Below are 17,496 nucleotides of genomic sequence, written 5' to 3'. Positions count from 1 at the left end.
GGGTGATGAAGCCCACGGCGTCGGCGAGAATCGCGATCATCCCCGGCAGGAATAGCTGCCGGAAAGTGCGCCGCGCCGCCGTCAGGGCGTTGTCCGCTTCACTCGATTGCAGGGCGATCCCGTTGATCTTCTGCACGCCGTGGGAAATGCCGATGGCGAAGATCAGGAACGGCACCAGCATCGAATACGGATCCAGCCCGAACCCGAAGAAGTGCATCAGCCCGAGCTGCCAGACCACCGCCACCAGTGTGGTGCTCAACACCGCGACGGTGCTGCGCAGGCAATTGGTGAACCACAGCAGCAGGATCAGGGTGATGACGAAAGCGATGCCGAAGAACATCACCACCATCACCAGGCCGTCGATCAGGTCTCCGACCTTCTTGGCGAAACCGACGATGTGGATCTTGACGTTGGGGTTCTGCGCTTCGAACTTGTTGCGGATCTTGTCTTCCAGTTCATGGGAGAACTGGCGGTAGTCCAGCGCCAGCAGCTTGCCCTGATCCTGCGGGTCCGGGTAAGACTCCAGCAGCGGGATGTCGACGATGCTCGACTTGAAGTCGTTGGACACCAGTCGCCCGACCTGCCCGGATTTGAGGACGTTGTTGCGCAGCATGTCGAGGCTGTCCGGCGAGCCGTCGTAGCTCTGCGGGATCACTTCGCCGCCGGCAAAACCTTCTTCGGTGACTTCGGTCCAGCGTACGCTCGGACTCCACAGCGACTTGAGGCCGGAGCGGTCGACACCGGAGATGTAGAACACCTCGTCGTTGATCTGGCGCAGCGTCTCCATGTACTCCTTGGAGAAGATGTCGCCGTCCTTGGCTTCCACCGAAATGCGCACGGTGTTGCCCAGGTTCGCCAGATCGTTGCGGTGCTCCATCATCTTCTCGATGAACGGATGCTTGAGCGGGATCATTTTTTCGAAACTGGTGGACGGGCGAATCAGCGTGGCTTGCCAGAACAGGAAAATGCTGACCACCAGGCAGATCAGGATCACGGCCGGGCGGTTGTTGAAAATCAGACGTTCGAGGAGCGTCGCTTTGTCCTGCTGAGGAGTGATCAAGGAAGTCATAGCCCCGCCTTCTTATTATTGATTTCGGCGCCGTTTAGCTGCGTGGTGTGCACGCCGCCCTGCCCGGTCAGAATCAGATTGCCGTCGCCGGCTGCCGTTACCGAGGACAGCGAGATGCGGTCCGGGCGGTTGAACACGCTGAAGGTTTCGCCGTTGTCGCTGCTGCTGATCACCGAGCCGCCGTTGCCGACGATCACGATCGAACCGTCGGCAAGCAGCGTGGCGCCGGACAGACCGAACTCCAGCGCACCGCGCGCGGCCTTGAGTTCGACCTGTTGCCAGGTGCTGCCGAAATCGGTGGAGCGATAGAGGTTGCCGCGCAGGCCGTAGGCCAACAGGGTTTGCGCTTGCGCGGTGCCGATCACGCCGAACAGCGAGCCTTGGTACGGACCCTGGAGTTTTTCCCAGGTCTGGCCCCAGTCCGGGGAGCGGAACATGCTGCCCTGCTCGCCGACGATGAACAGACCAGCGTCCTTGACGGCGGCGATGGCGTTGAGGTGGAACTGGTCCTGGTTGTCGAGGCGGTCGCTGACGTCCTGCCAGTTCTTGCCGCCATCGGTGGTTTCCAGCAAGGCCCCGTAGGCGCCTACGGCGACGCCGTGGTCGACGTCCTGGAACCAGACGTCGAGCAGCGGTGCTTCGCGCTTGAGGTCTTCGAACTGTTTGCTCCAGGTCAGGCCGCCGTCTTCGCTGGCGAGGATCTGCGCGTCGTGGCCCACCGCCCAGCCGTGCTTGTCATCGACGAAGTACACCGCCGTCAGCAGTTGCCGGGTCGGCACTTTGGCTTGAGTCCAGGTCTTGCCCTGGTCATCGGAATAGAGAATGTGCCCACGATCACCGACCGCCACCAGGCGGGTGCCGGCGTGGACGACATCGAGCATCAGGCTTTTTGCGGCTTTGGCCGATTCGGTGGAATACACCCCGTCGGCCGGCGCTTCGGCGGCCAGCGCGGGTGCCGACAAGGCAGCACAGCCCAGCAGAGTGAGTGCTGTGGCCAGCAACGCGGTGTTGCGTAACGCCGGCGGGCGGCAACGACTCATAGACCTTCCCCTATTTATTATTGTTAGGCCGTTCGGCCTTAGGGCGCCGCAAGGGTGCTCGTGGTGACTGATGGGTCACAAGCATAGCCGTGAAACCCGCAGTCCAGAGCGCCTTGGGAAGCTGGCTCATCCTATCGGGCTTTGGAAACGTCTGACAATCGGCGCCACGTTATCTTTTGTTAACCAAAAGCGGCCCTCTACCAACGCTGATTTCCATTGTGGGAGCGAGCCTGCTCGCGAAGGCGGTGTACCAGTCACCCTGTTTATTGGCTGACCCAACGCTTTCGCGAGCAGGCTCGCTCCCACAGGGATTAATGGTGCTTAGGGGAATTGTGGTGGCGGATGAATGCGCTGCCATTCGCCGGATGGATGCGGCAAATCTTGCGTGGGGGACTTGCACGATCGGTATTATGGTATACCATCAGACGCACAGACACTCTCAATCCCCCTACGGAGCAGCTCATGAGTTTCGAAATTCGCAAGATCGTCAGCTATGTCGAAGAAACCTTCATCGAAGGCGGCAAGGCCACGGACAAGCCAGTGACCATGGTCGGTCTGGCCGTGGTGATGAAGAACCCGTGGGTCGGCAACGGCTTCGTCGAGGATTTGAAACCGCAGATCCGCGCCAACTGCTCCGACCTCGGCGCCATGATGGTCGAGCGTCTGGTGGGCATCATCGGCGGCGCCGAGAAGATCGAGGCTTACGGCAAAGCGGCAGTGGTCGGCGCCGACGGCGAAATCGAACACGCCTCGGCCGTGATCCACACCCTGCGTTTCGGCAACCACTACCGCGAAGCGGTCAAGGCCAAGAGCTACCTGAGCTTCACCAACAAGCGTGGCGGCCCGGGCACGTCGATCCAGATCCCAATGATGCACAAGGACGACGAAGGCCAGCGTTCGCACTACATCACTCTGGAAATGCAGATCGAAGACGCGCCGCGTGCCGACGAAATCGTCGTGGTGCTCGGGTGCGCCGACGGTGGCCGCCTGCACCCGCGCATCGGCAACCGCTACATCGATCTGGAAGAACTGGCCGCCGAAAAAGCCCAGTAATCACAATAAAAAGGCATTGCAGGAGCGCTCCATGATTCGGCTCACCGCTGAACTCACCCCGGCTGGCACCAGTTACCTGGCGACCGGCCAAGGCCAGCCCGTGGTCTTGATCCACGGCGTGGGCCTGAACAAAGAAATGTGGGGCGGCCAGATCGTTGGCCTGTCTGCCCAATACCGGGTGATCGCCTACGACATGCTCGGCCACGGCGCCAGCCCGCGCCCGGCCAGCGGCACCGGCCTGCTCGGTTATGCCGATCAGTTGCTGGAGCTGCTCGATCACTTGAATCTGCCCCAGGCAGCGGTGATCGGTTTCTCCATGGGCGGCCTGGTGGCGCGGGCGTTTGCCCTGCATTACCCGGAGCGTCTGCAAAGCCTGGTGGTACTGAACAGCGTGTTCAACCGCAGCGAAGAACAGCGCGCCGGGGTCATCGCCCGCACTGCACAAGCTGCGGAACACGGGCCGGATGCCAATGCCGAAGCGGCGCTGTCGCGCTGGTTCAGCCGCGAATATCAGGCGGCCAACCCGGCGCAGATCGCGGCCATTCGTCAGACCTTGGCTGGCAACGACCCGCAGGGTTACCTGACCACTTACGAACTGTTCGCCACCCAGGACATGTACCGCGCCGACGACCTGGGCAGCATCCAGGCACCGACGCTGATCGCCACCGGCGAACTCGACCCCGGCTCCACCCCGGAAATGGCCGAGCAACTGGCCCGACGCATCCCCGGTGCGAAGGTTGCGGTGCTGCCCGAGCAACGGCATATGATGCCGGTAGAGTCGCCGCGTCTGGTCAACCAGACGCTGCTGGAATTTCTCGAATACGCACACTCCCGACAAAACCATATAAAGGGGATCGTTGCATGACACTCGCACGCTTCCAGATGTGCATCGGCGGAGAATGGGTCGACGCCCTCTCCGGCAAGACTTTCGAAAGCCTCAACCCGGCCAGCGCTCAGGCCTGGGCCGAGCTGCCTGACGCCGATGAAGCCGATGTCGAACGCGCCGTGCAAGCGGCACAAAGCGCATTCGATAGCCCGGCCTGGCGCGGCCTCACCGCCACCGCACGCGGCAAACTGCTGCGGCGTCTCGGTGACCTGATCGCGGAAAACAAGGAACAACTGGCGCAGCTGGAAAGCCGCGACAACGGCAAGCTGATCCGCGAAACCCGTGGCCAGGTCGGTTACCTGCCGGAGTTTTTCCATTACACCGCAGGCCTGGCCGACAAGCTCGAAGGCGGCACCCTGCCGCTGGACAAGCCCGACCTGTTTGCCTACACCGTGCACGAAGCGATGGGTGTGGTCGCCGCGATCATTCCGTGGAACAGCCCGCTGTACCTGACCGCGATCAAACTGGCGCCGGCCCTCGCCGCCGGCAACACGATTGTGATCAAACCGTCGGAACACGCTTCGGCAACCATCCTTGAGCTGGCACGCCTGGCCCTGGAAGCCGGGATTCCGCCGGGTGTGGTCAACGTTGTCACCGGTTATGGCCCGAGCACCGGCGCCGCCCTCACCCGCCATCCGCTGATCCGCAAGATCGCCTTCACCGGCGGCGCGGCCACGGCCCGGCACGTGGTGCGCAGCAGCGCCGAAAACTTCGCCAAACTGTCGCTGGAACTGGGCGGCAAGTCGCCGAACATCATCTTCGCCGACGCCGATCTGGACAGCGCGATCAACGGCGCCATCGCCGGGATCTACGCCGCCTCGGGTCAGAGCTGCGTGTCCGGTTCACGCCTGCTGGTGCAGGACGAAATCTACGACGAGTTCGTCAACCGTCTGGTCGAACGCGCCCAGCGCATCCGCATCGGCAACCCGCAGGAAGACCACAGCGAGATGGGCCCGATGGCCACCGCGCAGCAATTGGCGGTGGTCGAAGGCCTGGTCGCCGATGCCATCGCTGAAGGCGCGCGGTTGCGCACCGGCGGCAAGCGTCCGGCTGATCTCGGTGACGGCTGGTTCTACGAGCCGACGCTGTTCGAGTGCGACCGCAACTCGATGAAGATCATGCAGGAAGAAGTCTTCGGCCCGGTGGCTTCGGTCATCCGTTTCAAGGATGAAGCCGAAGCGCTGGCGATCGCCAACGACTCGCAGTTCGGCCTCGCCGCCGGCATCTGGACTCGCGATCTGGGCCGCGCTCATCGTCTGGCGCGGGATGTGCGCTCGGGGATCATCTGGGTCAACACTTACCGCGCGGTGTCGGCGATGGCGCCGATCGGCGGCTTCAAGAACAGTGGCTATGGACGCGAAAGCGGCATCGATTCGGTGCTGGCCTACACCGAACTGAAAACGGTGTGGATCAACCTCTCTCAGGCACCGATGCCTGATCCGTTTGTGATGCGCTAGGAGTCCTGCGACATGATCGAACCCGGCATTTACAAAGACGTCATGAGCTCGTTTCCGTCCGGGGTCACGGTGGTCACCACCCTCGACCCGGATGGCGCCATCGTCGGCATCACCGCTAGCGCCTTCAGTGCGCTGTCGATTGATCCGGCGCTGGTGCTGTTCTGCCCCAACTATGCTTCCGACACCTACCCGGTGCTGCGCGACAGCAAGAAGTTCGCGATCCATTTGCTGTCCGCCGACCAGACCGCCGAGGCCTACGCCTTCGCCGGTAAAGGCAAGGACAAGGCCAACGGCATCGAGTGGCATTTGAGCGAACTGGGTAACCCGATCCTCGCCAAGGCCACGGCGATCATCGAGTGCGAGTTGTGGCGTGAATACGACGGTGGTGATCACGCGATCATTGTCGGCGCAGTGAAGAACCTGATCCTGCCCGAGCAACCGGTGACGCCAATGATTTATCACAAGGGCAAGCTCGGGCCGTTGCCGACCCTGGCCTGATGAATACATAGATCCCCTGTAGGAGCTGCCGCAGGCTGCGATCTTTTGACTTTGATTTTTACAAGCAAGATCAAAAGATCGCAGCCTTCGGCAGCTCCTACAGGTGGGGGAACTGGAGGCATGATGAATAACGAAAAGTACGAAAAAGGCCTGAAGATCCGCACCCAGGTGCTGGGCGAAGCCTACGTGCAGCGCTCCATCGACAACGCGGACGACTTCACCCGTCCGCTGCAAGAAATGGTCACCGAATATTGCTGGGGCCATGTCTGGGGGCGCGAGGGTTTGTCGCTCAAGGAGCGCAGCATGATCAACCTGGCGATGATCTCGGCGCTCAACCGCCCGCATGAACTCAAGCTGCATGTGCGCGGCGCCTTGCGTAACGGCCTGAGTCGTGAGCAAATACGCGAAATTCTGCTTCAGGTCGGTATTTATTGCGGCGTCCCGGCAGCCGTGGACAGTTTCCGGCTCGCCCGTGAAGCCTTCGCCGAAGCCGACGCCGAGGCCTCCAGTTAACCCCTCGGCTGTTTAGATGCCCGTCTGGCATGGACAGCCAACTTAAAGAGCGGACCCCATGAAACGCCAGCCACTCGACGACAGCTTCAAGGTCAATCGCAACCCCGTTACCCTGCGCGAAATCGTGCTGGACAAACTGCGTAGCGCGATCATGAATTTTCAGCTCATGCCCGGTGATCGTCTGGTCGAGCGCGATCTGTGCGATCGCCTCGGTGTCAGCCGCACGTCGGTGCGCGAAGCCTTGCGTCACCTGGAGTCCGAAGGCCTGGTCGAGTTTGCCGATGCCAAAGGCCCACGGGTGGCGATCATTACTCTCGCCGATGCGGTCGACATCTATGAGCTGCGCTGTGTGCTCGAAGGCCTGATCGTCCAGCTGTTCACCCTGCGCGCCAAGGCCAAGGACATCAAGGCCCTGGAAAAAGCCCTCGACGAGAACCGCAAGGCGCTCAAGGACGGCGAACTGCAACAGGTGATCGACTCGGTGCAGGGCTTTTACGACGTGCTGCTCGAAGGCTCGGGCAACCACGTTGCGGCCACTCAATTGCGCCAGTTGCAGGCGCGCATCAGCTACCTGCGGGCGACCTCGGTGTCCCAGGAAAACCGTCGCGGCGCGAGTAACCACGAGATGGAAAAAATGGTCGAGGCGATCAAGAGCGGTGATCCGCTGGCGGCGCATCAGGCCTGCGTCGATCACGTACGCGCTGCGGCCGCCGTGGCCCTCGACTACCTCAAGCGCAAACAGGAAGAGACCGGCGCCACGCCGAACATCACCCTGCCCATCGCGCTGAAAGAACCACGCATAGGTCACTGACATGTTCAGCCCGAGCTTTTGCCCGAAATGCGGTGGCTCTGACCTCGGTCAGCAGGTACCGCCGGGCGATACGCACGAGCGCCTGATGTGCCGCGGCTGCGGCTACATCCATTACGTCAACCCGAAGATCATCGCCGGCTGCATCATCGAGCAGGACGGCAAATACCTTTTGTGCCAACGGGCGATCCCCCCGCGCCCGGGCACCTGGACGCTGCCGGCCGGCTTCATGGAAAGCGGTGAAACCACCGAGCAGGCGGCGCTGCGTGAAGTCTGGGAAGAAAGCGGCGTGCGTGCGGAAATTGTCTCGCCGTATTCGATCTTCAGCGTGCCGAAGATCAGCGAGGTGTACATCATCTTCCGCGCCATCGCGCTGGAGATCACCGGCCAGTTCGGCCCCGAGACCCTGGATTACAAGTTCTTCGCCCCCGAAGACATTCCGTGGGAGCAGATCTATTACCCGGCGATCCGGCAGATTCTCGAGCGCTACATCGAGGAGCGTCAGGCCGGGGTGTACGGGATCTACATGGGCAATGATGACAGCGGGAAGATCCACTTTATCCGCTGATACCCGATCTCTACTCGATCCCTGTAGGAGCTGCCGCAGGCTGCGATCTTTTGATTTTGATTCTAAAAACAAGATCAAAAGATCGCAGCCTGCGGCAGCTCCTACAGGGGTTACGGCGCCAGGCCTTCGACGATGACGATCTCCGCCCGCGCCCATTCCTCGCGATAGCTTTTCGCCTCCTGATACGCCGCCGAGTGGTAACACGCCAGCGCCTGCTCGTAGCTCTCGAATTCGATCACCACGCTACGCTGAGGAGTAGTTCTGCCCTCCAGCGCTTCACTGCGCCCACCACGCGCTAAAAATTTCGCGCCGAAAGCGGCGAACGCGGCCGGTGCGCGCTGGGTGTATTGGCTGTAGTGCTCGGCATCGTCGACATCCACGTGGGCAATCCAGTACGCCTTCATAGTGACCTCTTTGTTGGTTTTGTATTATGGTATACCAATATTATTTCCAACAAACCCTGAGAGTCCAGCATGGCCTTCAACAGCATCGAAGAAATCCTCGAAGATTATCGCCTCGGCAAAATGGTCCTGCTGGTCGATGACGAAGATCGGGAAAACGAAGGCGACCTGCTTCTGGCCGCCGACTGCTGCACACCCGAGGCCATCAGCTTCATGGCCCGTGAAGCGCGCGGGTTGATCTGCCTGACGCTGACCGACGAGCACTGCCAGCGTCTGGGCCTGGAGCAAATGGTGCCGAGCAACGGCAGTGTGTTCAGCACCGCATTTACCGTATCGATTGAAGCGGCGGTTGGCGTCACCACCGGCATTTCTGCGGCTGACCGTGCGCGTACGGTCGCAGCCGCCGTCGCCAAGGACGCACGCGCCGAAGACCTGGTGCAACCCGGGCACATCTTCCCGCTGCGCGCCAAGGAAGGTGGCGTGCTGACCCGCGCCGGCCACACCGAGGCCGGTTGCGACCTCGCGCGCCTCGCCGGTTTCACCCCGGCCTCTGTGATCGTCGAGGTGATGAACGACGACGGCACCATGGCCCGCCGTCCGGACCTGGAAGTGTTCGCGCGCAAGCACGGGATCAGGATCGGCACCATCGCCGACCTGATCCACTATCGCCTGAGCACCGAGCACACCATCGAACGCATTGGCGAGCGTGAGTTGCCCACGGTGCATGGCACTTTTCGCTTGATCACTTTCGAAGACCGCATCGAGGGTGGCGTGCACATGGCGATGGTCATGGGCGATCTGCGTCGCGAGGAACCGACACTGGTGCGCGTGCATGTGATCGATCCGCTGCGTGATCTGGTCGGCGCCGAGTACAGCGGGCCAAGCAACTGGACGCTGTGGGCGGCGCTGCAACGGGTTGCGGCTGAAGGTCATGGTGTGGTCGTGGTGCTGGCCAATCACGAGTCATCACAGGCGCTGCTGGAGCGCGTGCCGCAACTGACCCAGCCACCGCGGCAGTTCAGCCGCTCGCAATCGCGGATTTATTCGGAGGTGGGTACCGGAGCGCAGATTCTGCAGAACCTGGGGGTGGGCAAGCTGCGGCATCTGGGGCCGCCGCTCAAGTATGCGGGGTTGACCGGGTACGACCTGGAAGTGGTCGAGAGCATTCCCTTCACCGAATAACCCACGCCAAACACAACTCCCCTGTAGGAGTGAGCCTGCTCGCGATAGCGGTGAATCATCCAACATCATTGCTGAATGCCACACCGCTATCGCGAGCAGGCTCACTCCTACAGGGTTTTGCATTTCAAATGGATTCCGCCGAGCTCACAAAAAACAGATTCGCCAGATAACCGGTAAGGCAAAGTGCTTGCACAAAGTTTGGAATACCATAATATGATATTCCATAGACCGGGCGACCTGAAAAACCGTCCGGCTACTGCTCCCGACAGGCTGGCAACAACGCAAGCCCGCTCAAAAACACAACAATGAGGGCGTAAAAATGGTGTTGAACAAAGCTGCAACCGCAATCCTTTTTGCGGGACTGCTGAGCGTGACCGGCCAGGCCGCGATGGCCGCCGAGAGTGTGAACTTTGTCAGCTGGGGCGGTAGCACCCAGGATGCGCAGAAACAGGCCTGGGCCGATCCGTTCAGCAAGGCCAGCGGCATCACTGTTGTCCAGGACGGCCCCACCGACTACGGCAAACTCAAAGCCATGGTCGAGAGCGGCAACGTGCAGTGGGACGTGGTCGACGTCGAAGCCGATTTCGCCCTGCGCGCCGCCGCTGAAGGCCTGCTCGAACCCCTCGACTTCAAAGTGATCCAGCGCGACAAGATCGACCCGCGTTTCGTCAGCGATTACGGCGTCGGCTCGTTCTTCTTCTCCTTCGTCCTCGGCTACAACGAGGGCAAGCTCGGCGCCGCCAAGCCGCAGGACTGGACCGCCCTGTTCGACACCAAGACCTACCCCGGCAAACGCGCTCTGTACAAATGGCCGAGCCCCGGCGTGCTCGAACTGGCGCTGCTGGCCGACGGCGTGCCGGCTGACAAGCTCTACCCGCTGGATCTGGATCGCGCCTTCAAGAAACTCGACACCATCAAGAAAGACATCGTCTGGTGGGGCGGCGGCGCGCAGTCGCAGCAACTGCTGGCCTCCGGTGAAGCAAGCATGGGCCAGTTCTGGAACGGCCGGATTCACGCCCTGCAGGAAGACGGCGCGCCGGTGGGCGTGAGCTGGAAACAGAACCTGGTCATGGCCGACATTCTGGTGATTCCAAAAGGCTCGAAAAACAAGGACGCGGCGATGAAGTTTCTGGCCAACGCCAGCAGTGCCAAAGGCCAGGCCGACTTCTCCAACCTGACCGCCTACGCCCCGGTCAACGTCGACAGCGTGGCGCGCCTGGACTCGGTGCTGGCCCCGAACCTGCCGACTGCCTACGCTAAGGATCAGATCACTCTTGATTTCGCGTACTGGGCCAAGAACGGTCAAGCCATCGCGACACGGTGGAACGAATGGCTGGTCAAATGAAAATGGCGGCCACTGCGTCCCGTCCCTCCACTGCCACCGGGAGCGCCACGAGCGCTGCCGGTCCGGCCACAGGCAAGGCCAGTGCAATGGCGCAAGCCCCGTCCCTCAGACAACGCTGGCGCGGCGCCGGCAACCTCGCTCCGGCACTGCTGTTCCTCGGCCTGTTCTTTCTTGCGCCGTTGATTGGCCTGCTGCTGCGCGGCGTGCTCGAACCGACTCCGGGCCTTGGCAACTACGAACAACTGTTCGCCAACTCGGCGTACGCACGGGTGCTGCTCAACACCTTTTCGGTGGCCGGGCTGGTGACGATTTTCAGCCTGTTGCTGGGCTTTCCGCTGGCGTGGGCGATCACTCTGGTACCCCGCGGCTGGGGACGCTGGATCCTCAACATCGTGCTGCTGTCGATGTGGACCAGCCTGCTCGCCCGCACCTATTCGTGGCTGGTATTGCTGCAAGCCTCGGGGGTGATCAACAAGGCCCTGATGGCGCTGGGCATCATCGATCAGCCGCTGGAAATGGTGCACAACCTGACCGGCGTGGTGATCGGCATGAGCTACATCATGATCCCGTTCATTGTCCTGCCGTTGCAGGCGACCATGCAGGCCATCGACCCGATGATCCTGCAGGCCGGCTCGATCTGCGGCGCCAGTCCCTGGACCAATTTCTTCCGGGTGTTCCTGCCGCTGTGCCGGCCGGGTCTGGCGTCCGGCGGGTTGATGGTGTTCGTGATGTCGCTCGGTTACTACGTCACCCCGGCGCTGCTCGGTGGGGCGCAGAACATGATGCTGCCGGAGTTCATCATTCAGCAGGTGCAATCGTTCCTCAACTGGGGCCTGGCGAGTGCCGGCGCCGCGTTGCTGATCGCGATCACGCTGGTGCTGTTCTATTTCTACCTGAAGCTTCAGCCGGAATCCCCGGTTGGCGCCAGCAACGCGAGGTAAGCCGAGATGCTCCTGACTCCCAATGCCATGAGCCGGCGGATGCGTTTCGGCCTGTATGCAACCACCGGGTTGATCGGTTTGTTCCTGCTGCTACCGATCGTGTTCATCGTCCTGCTGTCGTTCGGCTCGTCGCAGTGGCTGGTGTTCCCGCCGCCAGGCTGGACGCTGAAATGGTACGGCCAGTTCTTCTCCAACGCCGACTGGATGAACGCTGCGGCGGCCAGCCTCAAGGTTGCCGTGCTGACCACGATCTGCGCCGTGGCCCTCGGTTTGCCGACGGCATTTGCCTTGGTGCGCGGGCGTTTTCCCGGCCGGGAAATGCTCTACGGCCTGTTCACCCTGCCGATGATCGTGCCGCTGGTGATCATCGCCGTGGCGGTGTACGCGCTGTTTCTCAAGCTCGGTTACACCGGGACCATGTTCGCCTTTGTCGTCAGCCATGTGATCGTCGCGCTGCCATTCACCATCATCTCGATCATCAACTCGCTGAAGCTGTTCGATCAGTCGATTGAAGACGCAGCGGTGATCTGCGGCGCCTCACGCCTGCAAGCGGTGTTCAAGGTGACGTTCCCGGCGATCCGTCCGGGCATGGTGGCCGGCGCCCTCTTCGCCTTTCTGGTTTCGTGGGACGAAGTGGTGCTCAGCGTGATGATGGCCAGCCCGACCCTGCAAACCCTTCCCGTGAAAATGTGGACCACTTTGCGCCAGGACCTGACCCCGGTGATCGCCGTCGCTTCGACGCTGCTGATCGGCCTGTCGGTGTTGGTCATGGTGATCGCCGCCGCACTGCGCCGGCGCAACGAAATCAGCGCCTGAGCGCCCAGGAGTACGACATGAGTGCCGTGATCAAAGACGCATCCCAGCAGAACGACAAACCCCTGGTCAGCCTGCGCAATCTGAACAAGCACTACGGCGACTTTGCCGCCGTCGACAACATCTCGCTGGACATCAAGGACGGCGAGTTCCTGACCTTCCTCGGCTCCAGCGGCTCGGGCAAAAGCACCACGCTGTCGATGCTCGCCGGCTTCGAAACCCCAAGCAGCGGCGAGATCCTGGTCAACGGTCAGTCGCTGGTCAATGTGCCGCCGCACAAGCGCGACATCGGCATGGTGTTCCAGCGCTATTCGCTGTTCCCGCATCTGTCGGTGCGCGACAACATCGCCTTCCCGCTGGCGATCCGCAAACTCGCCGCCGCTGAACGTGACAAGCGTGTCGACGCGATGCTGAAACTGGTGCAGCTCGAACAATTCGCCCATCGCCGCCCTTCGCAGTTGTCTGGCGGACAACAGCAACGGGTCGCCATCGCCCGGGCGCTGGTTTACGAGCCACGCATTCTGCTGATGGACGAACCGCTGGGGGCGCTGGATAAAAAACTGCGTGAAGACTTGCAGGATGAACTGCGCCAGCTGCATCGGCGCCTGGGCATCACCATTGTTTACGTGACCCACGATCAGGAAGAAGCGATGCGTTTGTCGCAGCGCATCGCGATTTTCAGTCACGGCAAGATCGTCGGGTTGGGCAGCGGATATGACCTGTATCAGAACCCGCCGAATGCGTTTGTCGCGTCTTTCCTTGGCAACTCGAACTTCCTCAAGCTCAAGGCCCAAGGCAATGCGGCGGCGAGTTTTGAGGGGCAGTCGTTGTCGATTCGCCTGACCGCCGGCTTGCATACCGATCAGGATGTGCTGCTGATGGTACGCCCGGAAAAGGCTGTGGCGCTGAGCGTGCAGCAGGCGAGTGACGAGCCGTTGGCGGCGGGTTGGAATGAGGTGTCGGCGCAGGTGGTGGAGGTGCTGTTCCTTGGCGAAAGCCAGACTTGCAGCGTGGTCACTTCGGGCGGGACTTCGATGACGGTCAAAGCGTTGTCGGCGGCGGGCATGCCGCTCAAGGCTGGCGACCCGGTGCGAGTGCGCTGGGCCACGGCGGATGCCTGCGTCTACACCGAATGGGCTGAGAGCGACCTCAATAAAGCCGCCAGTTCCCACTGACAATCCGTGTAGGAGCTGCCGCAGGCTGCGATCTTTTGATTTTGCTTTTCAAAGATCAAAAGATCGCAGCCTTCGGCAGCTCCTACAGAAGATTGCATTTCAACGGTGGGAGCGAGCCTGCTCGCGAATACGGTGCGTCATTCAACATTAATGCTGACTGACACGGCCTCTTCGCGAGCAGGCTCGCTCCCACAGGGGGTCTGGTGGTGTTCAGTTGATCGGGGTAAATCCTTCGATCTCGTCCGGCCAGGCGGTGAGGATCTCAAAGCCTGTCTCCGTCACCGCGACCATATGCTCCCACTGCGCCGACAACGAGCCGTCCTTGGTCAGCACCGTCCAGCCATCTGGCATGTTCTTCACATGGCGCTTGCCGGCATTGAGCATCGGCTCGACGGTGAAAATCATCCCCGCCTTGAGCTTCATGCCCTGATTGGGGAAACCGTAATGCAGGATCTGCGGTTCATCGTGGTAGACCTTGCCGATGCCATGCCCGCAATACTCGCGCACCACGCTGAAACCTTCCTTCTCCGCCAGGCTCTGGATCGCATGGCCGATGTCGCCCAATGTGGCGCCGGGGCGCACCATGCGAATACCGGCACACATCGCGTCGTAAGTGGTCTTGATCAGGTGCTGCGCTTCAGGCGTCGCCTCGCCCACCACGTACATACGACTGGTGTCGCCGAACCAGCCGTCCTTGAGCACGGCGATGTCGAGGTTGACGATGTCGCCGTCCTTCAGCGGTGTGCCCGACGGGATGCCATGGCACACCACGTCGTTGACCGAAGCGCAGACGGTTTTCGGGAAGCCGTGATAACCGACGTTGGCGGGAATCGCTTTTTGCACATTGACGATGTAGTCGTTGCACAGGCGATCCAGCTCATCGGTGGTCACGCCGGCCTTCACATGGGGCACCAGCATCGCCAGCACTTCAGCGGCGAGTTTGCCGGCCGCGCGTGACTGGGCGATTTCGGCAGGGGTGTTGATCTTGATCTGGTTTCTCATGCGCTGACGGCTTCCTGAGTCAGTTGATGCAGATCCAGCCCGCCGTTCTGTTCGGCGCGGATCAGCAAGCGGCAAATGGCGCTGTGGTCGAGGTTGGGGTGCAGCTCGGCGAGCATGCCGATGCGCATCCAGTGCTCGGCCTGCGCGTTGATCGAGCGGCTGAGCGCGTTACTGGAGATGCGCAGGTTCTCGTGCATGTCTTCTGAAATCTTTACGATGCCCATATCCGAATCCGATACGAAGTGTATATGGATCGTATATTAGCCAGCCTGGCGCCGAATTGCAAATACACTCCGCAAACCCACTGACATAGCCGTGCAGGAGCTGCCGCAGGCTGCGATCTTTTGTTCTTCAAAAACAAAGTCAAAAGATCGCAGCCTTCGGCAGCTCCTACAGGGGTTTTGTGTTGGTTTTGGGGGATACGTGTGGAATTTCAGGCAAAAAAAAGCTGCCCAAAGAGGCAGCAAAAAACTTTAAGAACACGCGATGTATTGGGCTCAGGATAGACGCCGGATAATGACAGTGTCATGACAGCCAACAATTCACTGAACCGCCCCTGCCCCGTCATCAGGATGTCATCAAGCGCACCGCAGAATCCTCGCAAACCGTCTTGAGCCTTCGACGGATGTTTTGCAGGGATTCCCATGAAAGAAGACGCCTCGCTGTTTGCCGCCATCGACCTGGGCTCGAATGCGTTTCGCCTGATGATCGGCCAGTCGGTTCGCAGTCGAAAAGGCTTGATGATTCAGGAGGTCAAAACCCTGCGTGAACCGGTGCGGCTGGCCGAAGGTTTTGACGGTGGCGCTCTGGACGAAATGGCGCTGGATCGGGGCTGGCAGGCCTTGGCGCGGTTCGGCAAGAAGCTGCGCGGGTTCGAGGCCGGCAAGGTGCGGGCTGTGGCGACCAGCGCGGTGCGCGAGGCCGACAATGCGCAGTTGTTTCTGCACAGCGCCGAACGTCATCTGGGGTTTCGCATCGATGTGATTTCCGGCCATGAAGAGGCGCAACTGGTCTATGCCGGCGTCGCCCATTCCCTGCCGGGCGCTGAAGACATGCGGTTGGTGGTCGATATCGGTGGCGGTTCCACCGAGCTGATTCTCGGCCAGGGTACACAACCGCTGCTCACCGAAAGCATCGCCATCGGCAGCGGCACACTGGGCGCACGCTATTTCCCCGACGGACGCATTGCTCCTGGTGCGCTGCAGGAAGCCGAGCGCGTGGCGATCCTGCAATTCGAGAAAGTCGCCCGTCGCTATCGTGCGCAGGGCTGGCAGCAGACGATTGGCTCGTCCGGCACGGCGCGGATGCTGGCGAAAGTGCTGAAGGCCAATCGCTTGAACGACTTCGGCCAGGATGGCATCACCTATGGCGGGTTGTTGCGTTTGTCGCTGTTGCTGCTGAAGGTGAAGAACGTTCAGCAGTTGAAGCTGGCAGGCTTGCAGCCGCATCGCCAGAGCATCCTGCCGGGTGGGCTGGTGCTGATGCTGGCGGCGTTCAAGGTATTCGGCATTTCGCAGATGTCACCGTCGGAGCCGGGGCTGCGCCTGGGTGTGCTGCATGGATTGATGAGCCGGCACTGACACCCAGCACACTCCTGTGTGGGAGCGGGCTTGCTCGCGAAGGCGGAGTGTCAGTCGAAAATCATTTAGCTGACACTCCGCTTTCGCGAGCAAGCCCGCTCCCACAGAGACGGAGTTAGCGCTTCAGGCCAGTTCTTTGCGCAACTGACGGGCGGCGGCAACCATGTGTACCAGCGCCGCCTCAGTCTCCGGCCAGCCTCGGGTTTTCAGTCCGCAGTCAGGGTTGACCCACAACCGCTCAGCCGGAATCCGCTGCGCTGCCTTGCGCAGCAAGTTAGCCATCTCCGAGGCATCCGGCACCCGTGGCGAGTGGATGTCGTAGACGCCCGGGCCGATCTCGTTCGGGTAGGCGAAGGCCTCGAAGGCGTCGAGCAGTTCCATGTCCGAGCGCGAGGTTTCGATGGTGATCACGTCGGCATCCATCGCCGCGATGGACTCGATCACATCGTTGAATTCGCTGTAGCACATGTGGGTGTGAATCTGGGTTTCGTCACGTACACCCGAGGCGCACAGACGAAACACTTCAGTCGCCCAGTCCAGATAGTGCTGCCATTGCGCGCGACGTAGCGGCAAGCCTTCACGGAACGCCGCTTCATCGATCTGCACGATCCTGATTCCGGCAGCTTCCAGGTCCACCACTTCATCACGAATCGCCAGCGCCAGTTGCCGCGCCTGCACCTCACGGGACACGTCTTCGCGGGGGAACGACCACATCAGCATGGTCACCGGCCCCGTCAGCATGCCTTTCATCACCTTGTCGGTCAGGCCTTGGGCGTAGCGGATCCAGTCCACGGTCATGGCTTTCGGGCGGCTCAAGTCACCGAAGATCACCGCCGGTTTCACGCAGCGCGAACCGTAGCTCTGCACCCAACCGAAACGGGTGAACACGTAACCGTCCAGTTGCTCGGCGAAGTACTCGACCATGTCGTTGCGCTCGGCTTCTCCGTGCACCAGCACATCAAGGCCCAACTGCTCCTGAATTTGCACGGCGTGGCGAATCTCGCTGTACATCGCTTCGGTGTATTCGGCTGCGCTCAGCTTGCCCTGCTTGAACGACTGACGCGCCAGACGAATCGACGCAGTCTGCGGAAACGATCCGATGGTGGTGGTCGGGAACAGCGGCAGATCGAGGCCAGCGCGCTGCTTGGCAATGCGCCGGGTGAAC

At 61.3% G+C, this 17,496-nt stretch carries 18 protein-coding genes and 2 pseudogenes; 13 read left to right on the top strand and 7 right to left on the bottom strand.

From position 1 onward, the window contains the following. Nucleotides 1–1,015: pseudogene (locus DBR18_RS29135) on the bottom strand (RND family transporter); the annotation flags it as partial. Nucleotides 1,016–1,065: 50 nt separating this feature from the next. Next, nucleotides 1,066–2,109 carry a YCF48-related protein gene (locus DBR18_RS12740; RefSeq protein WP_108590570.1) on the bottom strand — a complete coding sequence of 348 codons (1,044 nt, stop codon included), beginning with the start codon at nucleotides 2,107–2,109 and terminating at the stop codon, nucleotides 1,066–1,068. A gap of 462 nt (nucleotides 2,110–2,571) precedes the next feature. Here DBR18_RS12740 and DBR18_RS12730 point away from each other — a divergent pair, with 462 nt between their 5' ends. The 7 genes from DBR18_RS12730 to DBR18_RS12695 all read left to right on the top strand — a co-directional run bounded on the left by DBR18_RS12730 (nucleotide 2,572) and on the right by DBR18_RS12695 (nucleotide 7,892). After that, nucleotides 2,572–3,162, top strand: coding sequence for an amino acid synthesis family protein (locus DBR18_RS12730; RefSeq protein WP_025111640.1), 591 nt, complete (start codon nucleotides 2,572–2,574; stop codon nucleotides 3,160–3,162). Nucleotides 3,163–3,193: 31 nt separating this feature from the next. Then, nucleotides 3,194–4,027, top strand: a complete 834-nt coding sequence (locus DBR18_RS12725; RefSeq protein ID WP_103484453.1) for an alpha/beta fold hydrolase — start codon at nucleotides 3,194–3,196, stop codon at nucleotides 4,025–4,027. Continuing rightward, the gene (locus DBR18_RS12720; RefSeq protein ID WP_108590569.1) at nucleotides 4,024–5,505 is read left to right on the top strand and encodes an aldehyde dehydrogenase; all 1,482 of its coding nucleotides are present in this window, start codon (nucleotides 4,024–4,026) and stop codon (nucleotides 5,503–5,505) included. Before DBR18_RS12725 ends, DBR18_RS12720 begins: the two co-directional genes overlap by 4 nt. 12 nt (nucleotides 5,506–5,517) lie before the next feature. Further along, on the top strand, nucleotides 5,518–6,003 hold the full coding sequence (locus tag DBR18_RS12715) for a flavin reductase family protein (protein ID WP_108590568.1): 486 nt from the start codon (nucleotides 5,518–5,520) through the stop codon (nucleotides 6,001–6,003). Nucleotides 6,004–6,126: 123 nt separating this feature from the next. Then, nucleotides 6,127–6,516, top strand: coding sequence for a carboxymuconolactone decarboxylase family protein (locus tag DBR18_RS12705; protein ID WP_095125671.1), 390 nt, complete (start codon nucleotides 6,127–6,129; stop codon nucleotides 6,514–6,516). A gap of 58 nt (nucleotides 6,517–6,574) precedes the next feature. Further along, the gene (locus tag DBR18_RS12700; protein ID WP_007968636.1) at nucleotides 6,575–7,327 is read left to right on the top strand and encodes a GntR family transcriptional regulator; all 753 of its coding nucleotides are present in this window, start codon (nucleotides 6,575–6,577) and stop codon (nucleotides 7,325–7,327) included. Nucleotide 7,328: 1 nt separating this feature from the next. Then, entirely contained in the window at nucleotides 7,329–7,892 is a 564-nt protein-coding gene (locus DBR18_RS12695; protein WP_108590567.1) for an NUDIX hydrolase, read from the top strand. A 110-nt stretch (nucleotides 7,893–8,002) separates the two neighbouring features. Here the strand turns inward: DBR18_RS12695 and DBR18_RS12690 are convergent, their stop codons facing one another. Further along, nucleotides 8,003–8,296 (bottom strand): DUF1330 domain-containing protein, encoded by a 294-nt coding sequence (locus DBR18_RS12690; protein WP_108590566.1) that lies wholly within the window; start codon nucleotides 8,294–8,296, stop codon nucleotides 8,003–8,005. A gap of 69 nt (nucleotides 8,297–8,365) precedes the next feature. Between DBR18_RS12690 and ribBA the strand changes: the two genes are divergently transcribed. The 5 genes from ribBA (at nucleotide 8,366) to DBR18_RS12665 (ending at nucleotide 13,749) form a co-directional block, all read left to right on the top strand. Then, complete coding sequence (gene ribBA / locus DBR18_RS12685) at nucleotides 8,366–9,475, top strand: bifunctional 3,4-dihydroxy-2-butanone-4-phosphate synthase/GTP cyclohydrolase II (protein ID WP_098964285.1); 1,110 nt, start codon at nucleotides 8,366–8,368, stop codon at nucleotides 9,473–9,475. Nucleotides 9,476–9,794: 319 nt separating this feature from the next. Beyond that, complete coding sequence (locus DBR18_RS12680) at nucleotides 9,795–10,820, top strand: ABC transporter substrate-binding protein (protein WP_003225720.1); 1,026 nt, start codon at nucleotides 9,795–9,797, stop codon at nucleotides 10,818–10,820. Further along, complete coding sequence (locus DBR18_RS12675) at nucleotides 10,817–11,761, top strand: ABC transporter permease (protein WP_177482377.1); 945 nt, start codon at nucleotides 10,817–10,819, stop codon at nucleotides 11,759–11,761. Before DBR18_RS12680 ends, DBR18_RS12675 begins: the two co-directional genes overlap by 4 nt. 6 nt (nucleotides 11,762–11,767) lie before the next feature. After that, nucleotides 11,768–12,577 carry an ABC transporter permease gene (locus tag DBR18_RS12670; protein WP_025111627.1) on the top strand — a complete coding sequence of 270 codons (810 nt, stop codon included), beginning with the start codon at nucleotides 11,768–11,770 and terminating at the stop codon, nucleotides 12,575–12,577. Between the two features lie 17 nt (nucleotides 12,578–12,594). Beyond that, nucleotides 12,595–13,749, top strand: a complete 1,155-nt coding sequence (locus DBR18_RS12665; RefSeq protein ID WP_108590564.1) for an ABC transporter ATP-binding protein — start codon at nucleotides 12,595–12,597, stop codon at nucleotides 13,747–13,749. A 210-nt stretch (nucleotides 13,750–13,959) separates the two neighbouring features. On the opposite strand, the gene map is transcribed toward DBR18_RS12665, so the two are convergent. The 3 genes from map to DBR18_RS28130 form a co-directional block, all read right to left on the bottom strand. Next, nucleotides 13,960–14,751 (bottom strand): type I methionyl aminopeptidase, encoded by a 792-nt coding sequence (gene map, locus DBR18_RS12660; RefSeq protein WP_108590563.1) that lies wholly within the window; start codon nucleotides 14,749–14,751, stop codon nucleotides 13,960–13,962. Continuing rightward, nucleotides 14,748–14,975, bottom strand: a complete 228-nt coding sequence (locus DBR18_RS12655) for a ParD-like family protein (protein ID WP_003225727.1) — start codon at nucleotides 14,973–14,975, stop codon at nucleotides 14,748–14,750. Before DBR18_RS12655 ends, map begins: the two co-directional genes overlap by 4 nt. Nucleotides 14,976–15,184: 209 nt before the next feature. Next, nucleotides 15,185–15,397 (bottom strand): hypothetical protein, encoded by a 213-nt coding sequence (locus tag DBR18_RS28130; RefSeq protein WP_146188757.1) that lies wholly within the window; start codon nucleotides 15,395–15,397, stop codon nucleotides 15,185–15,187. Between DBR18_RS28130 and DBR18_RS12645 the strand changes: the two genes are divergently transcribed. After that, nucleotides 15,396–16,331: a Ppx/GppA family phosphatase gene (locus tag DBR18_RS12645; RefSeq protein ID WP_108590562.1), complete on the top strand. Its 936-nt coding sequence runs from the start codon at nucleotides 15,396–15,398 to the stop codon at nucleotides 16,329–16,331. The two genes, DBR18_RS28130 and DBR18_RS12645, sit on opposite strands and share 2 nt — an antisense overlap. A gap of 123 nt (nucleotides 16,332–16,454) precedes the next feature. Here the strand turns inward: DBR18_RS12645 and metE are convergent. Further along, a pseudogene (metE, locus tag DBR18_RS29130) lies at nucleotides 16,455–17,496 on the bottom strand (5-methyltetrahydropteroyltriglutamate--homocysteine S-methyltransferase); the annotation flags it as partial.

Origin of the sequence: Pseudomonas sp. HMWF021 (assembly GCF_003061005.1) — a bacterium.
Taxonomy (GTDB): Bacteria; Pseudomonadota; Gammaproteobacteria; order Pseudomonadales; family Pseudomonadaceae; genus Aquipseudomonas.
The sequence above is the reverse complement of the archived record's forward strand: the minus strand, read 5'-3'. Positions and strand labels throughout refer to the sequence as shown.

Excerpts from the sequence above, each read along its gene's own strand:
- map (WP_108590563.1), bottom strand. The coding sequence starts at position 14,751 with ATGAGAAACCAGATCAAGATCAACACCCCTGCCGAAATCGCCCAGTCA.
- ribBA (WP_098964285.1), top strand. The coding sequence starts at position 8,366 with ATGGCCTTCAACAGCATCGAAGAAATCCTCGAAGATTATCGCCTCGGC.
- DBR18_RS12730 (WP_025111640.1), top strand. The coding sequence starts at position 2,572 with ATGAGTTTCGAAATTCGCAAGATCGTCAGCTATGTCGAAGAAACCTTC.
- DBR18_RS12680 (WP_003225720.1), top strand. The coding sequence starts at position 9,795 with ATGGTGTTGAACAAAGCTGCAACCGCAATCCTTTTTGCGGGACTGCTG.
- DBR18_RS12695 (WP_108590567.1), top strand. The coding sequence starts at position 7,329 with ATGTTCAGCCCGAGCTTTTGCCCGAAATGCGGTGGCTCTGACCTCGGT.
- DBR18_RS12645 (WP_108590562.1), top strand. The coding sequence starts at position 15,396 with ATGAAAGAAGACGCCTCGCTGTTTGCCGCCATCGACCTGGGCTCGAAT.
- DBR18_RS12690 (WP_108590566.1), bottom strand. The coding sequence starts at position 8,296 with ATGAAGGCGTACTGGATTGCCCACGTGGATGTCGACGATGCCGAGCAC.
- DBR18_RS28130 (WP_146188757.1), bottom strand. The coding sequence starts at position 15,397 with ATGGGAATCCCTGCAAAACATCCGTCGAAGGCTCAAGACGGTTTGCGA.
- DBR18_RS12725 (WP_103484453.1), top strand. The coding sequence starts at position 3,194 with ATGATTCGGCTCACCGCTGAACTCACCCCGGCTGGCACCAGTTACCTG.
- DBR18_RS12715 (WP_108590568.1), top strand. The coding sequence starts at position 5,518 with ATGATCGAACCCGGCATTTACAAAGACGTCATGAGCTCGTTTCCGTCC.
- DBR18_RS12740 (WP_108590570.1), bottom strand. The coding sequence starts at position 2,109 with ATGAGTCGTTGCCGCCCGCCGGCGTTACGCAACACCGCGTTGCTGGCC.
- DBR18_RS12700 (WP_007968636.1), top strand. The coding sequence starts at position 6,575 with ATGAAACGCCAGCCACTCGACGACAGCTTCAAGGTCAATCGCAACCCC.
- DBR18_RS12675 (WP_177482377.1), top strand. The coding sequence starts at position 10,817 with ATGAAAATGGCGGCCACTGCGTCCCGTCCCTCCACTGCCACCGGGAGC.
- DBR18_RS12705 (WP_095125671.1), top strand. The coding sequence starts at position 6,127 with ATGAATAACGAAAAGTACGAAAAAGGCCTGAAGATCCGCACCCAGGTG.
- DBR18_RS12670 (WP_025111627.1), top strand. The coding sequence starts at position 11,768 with ATGCTCCTGACTCCCAATGCCATGAGCCGGCGGATGCGTTTCGGCCTG.
- DBR18_RS12665 (WP_108590564.1), top strand. The coding sequence starts at position 12,595 with ATGAGTGCCGTGATCAAAGACGCATCCCAGCAGAACGACAAACCCCTG.
- DBR18_RS12720 (WP_108590569.1), top strand. The coding sequence starts at position 4,024 with ATGACACTCGCACGCTTCCAGATGTGCATCGGCGGAGAATGGGTCGAC.
- DBR18_RS12655 (WP_003225727.1), bottom strand. The coding sequence starts at position 14,975 with ATGGGCATCGTAAAGATTTCAGAAGACATGCACGAGAACCTGCGCATC.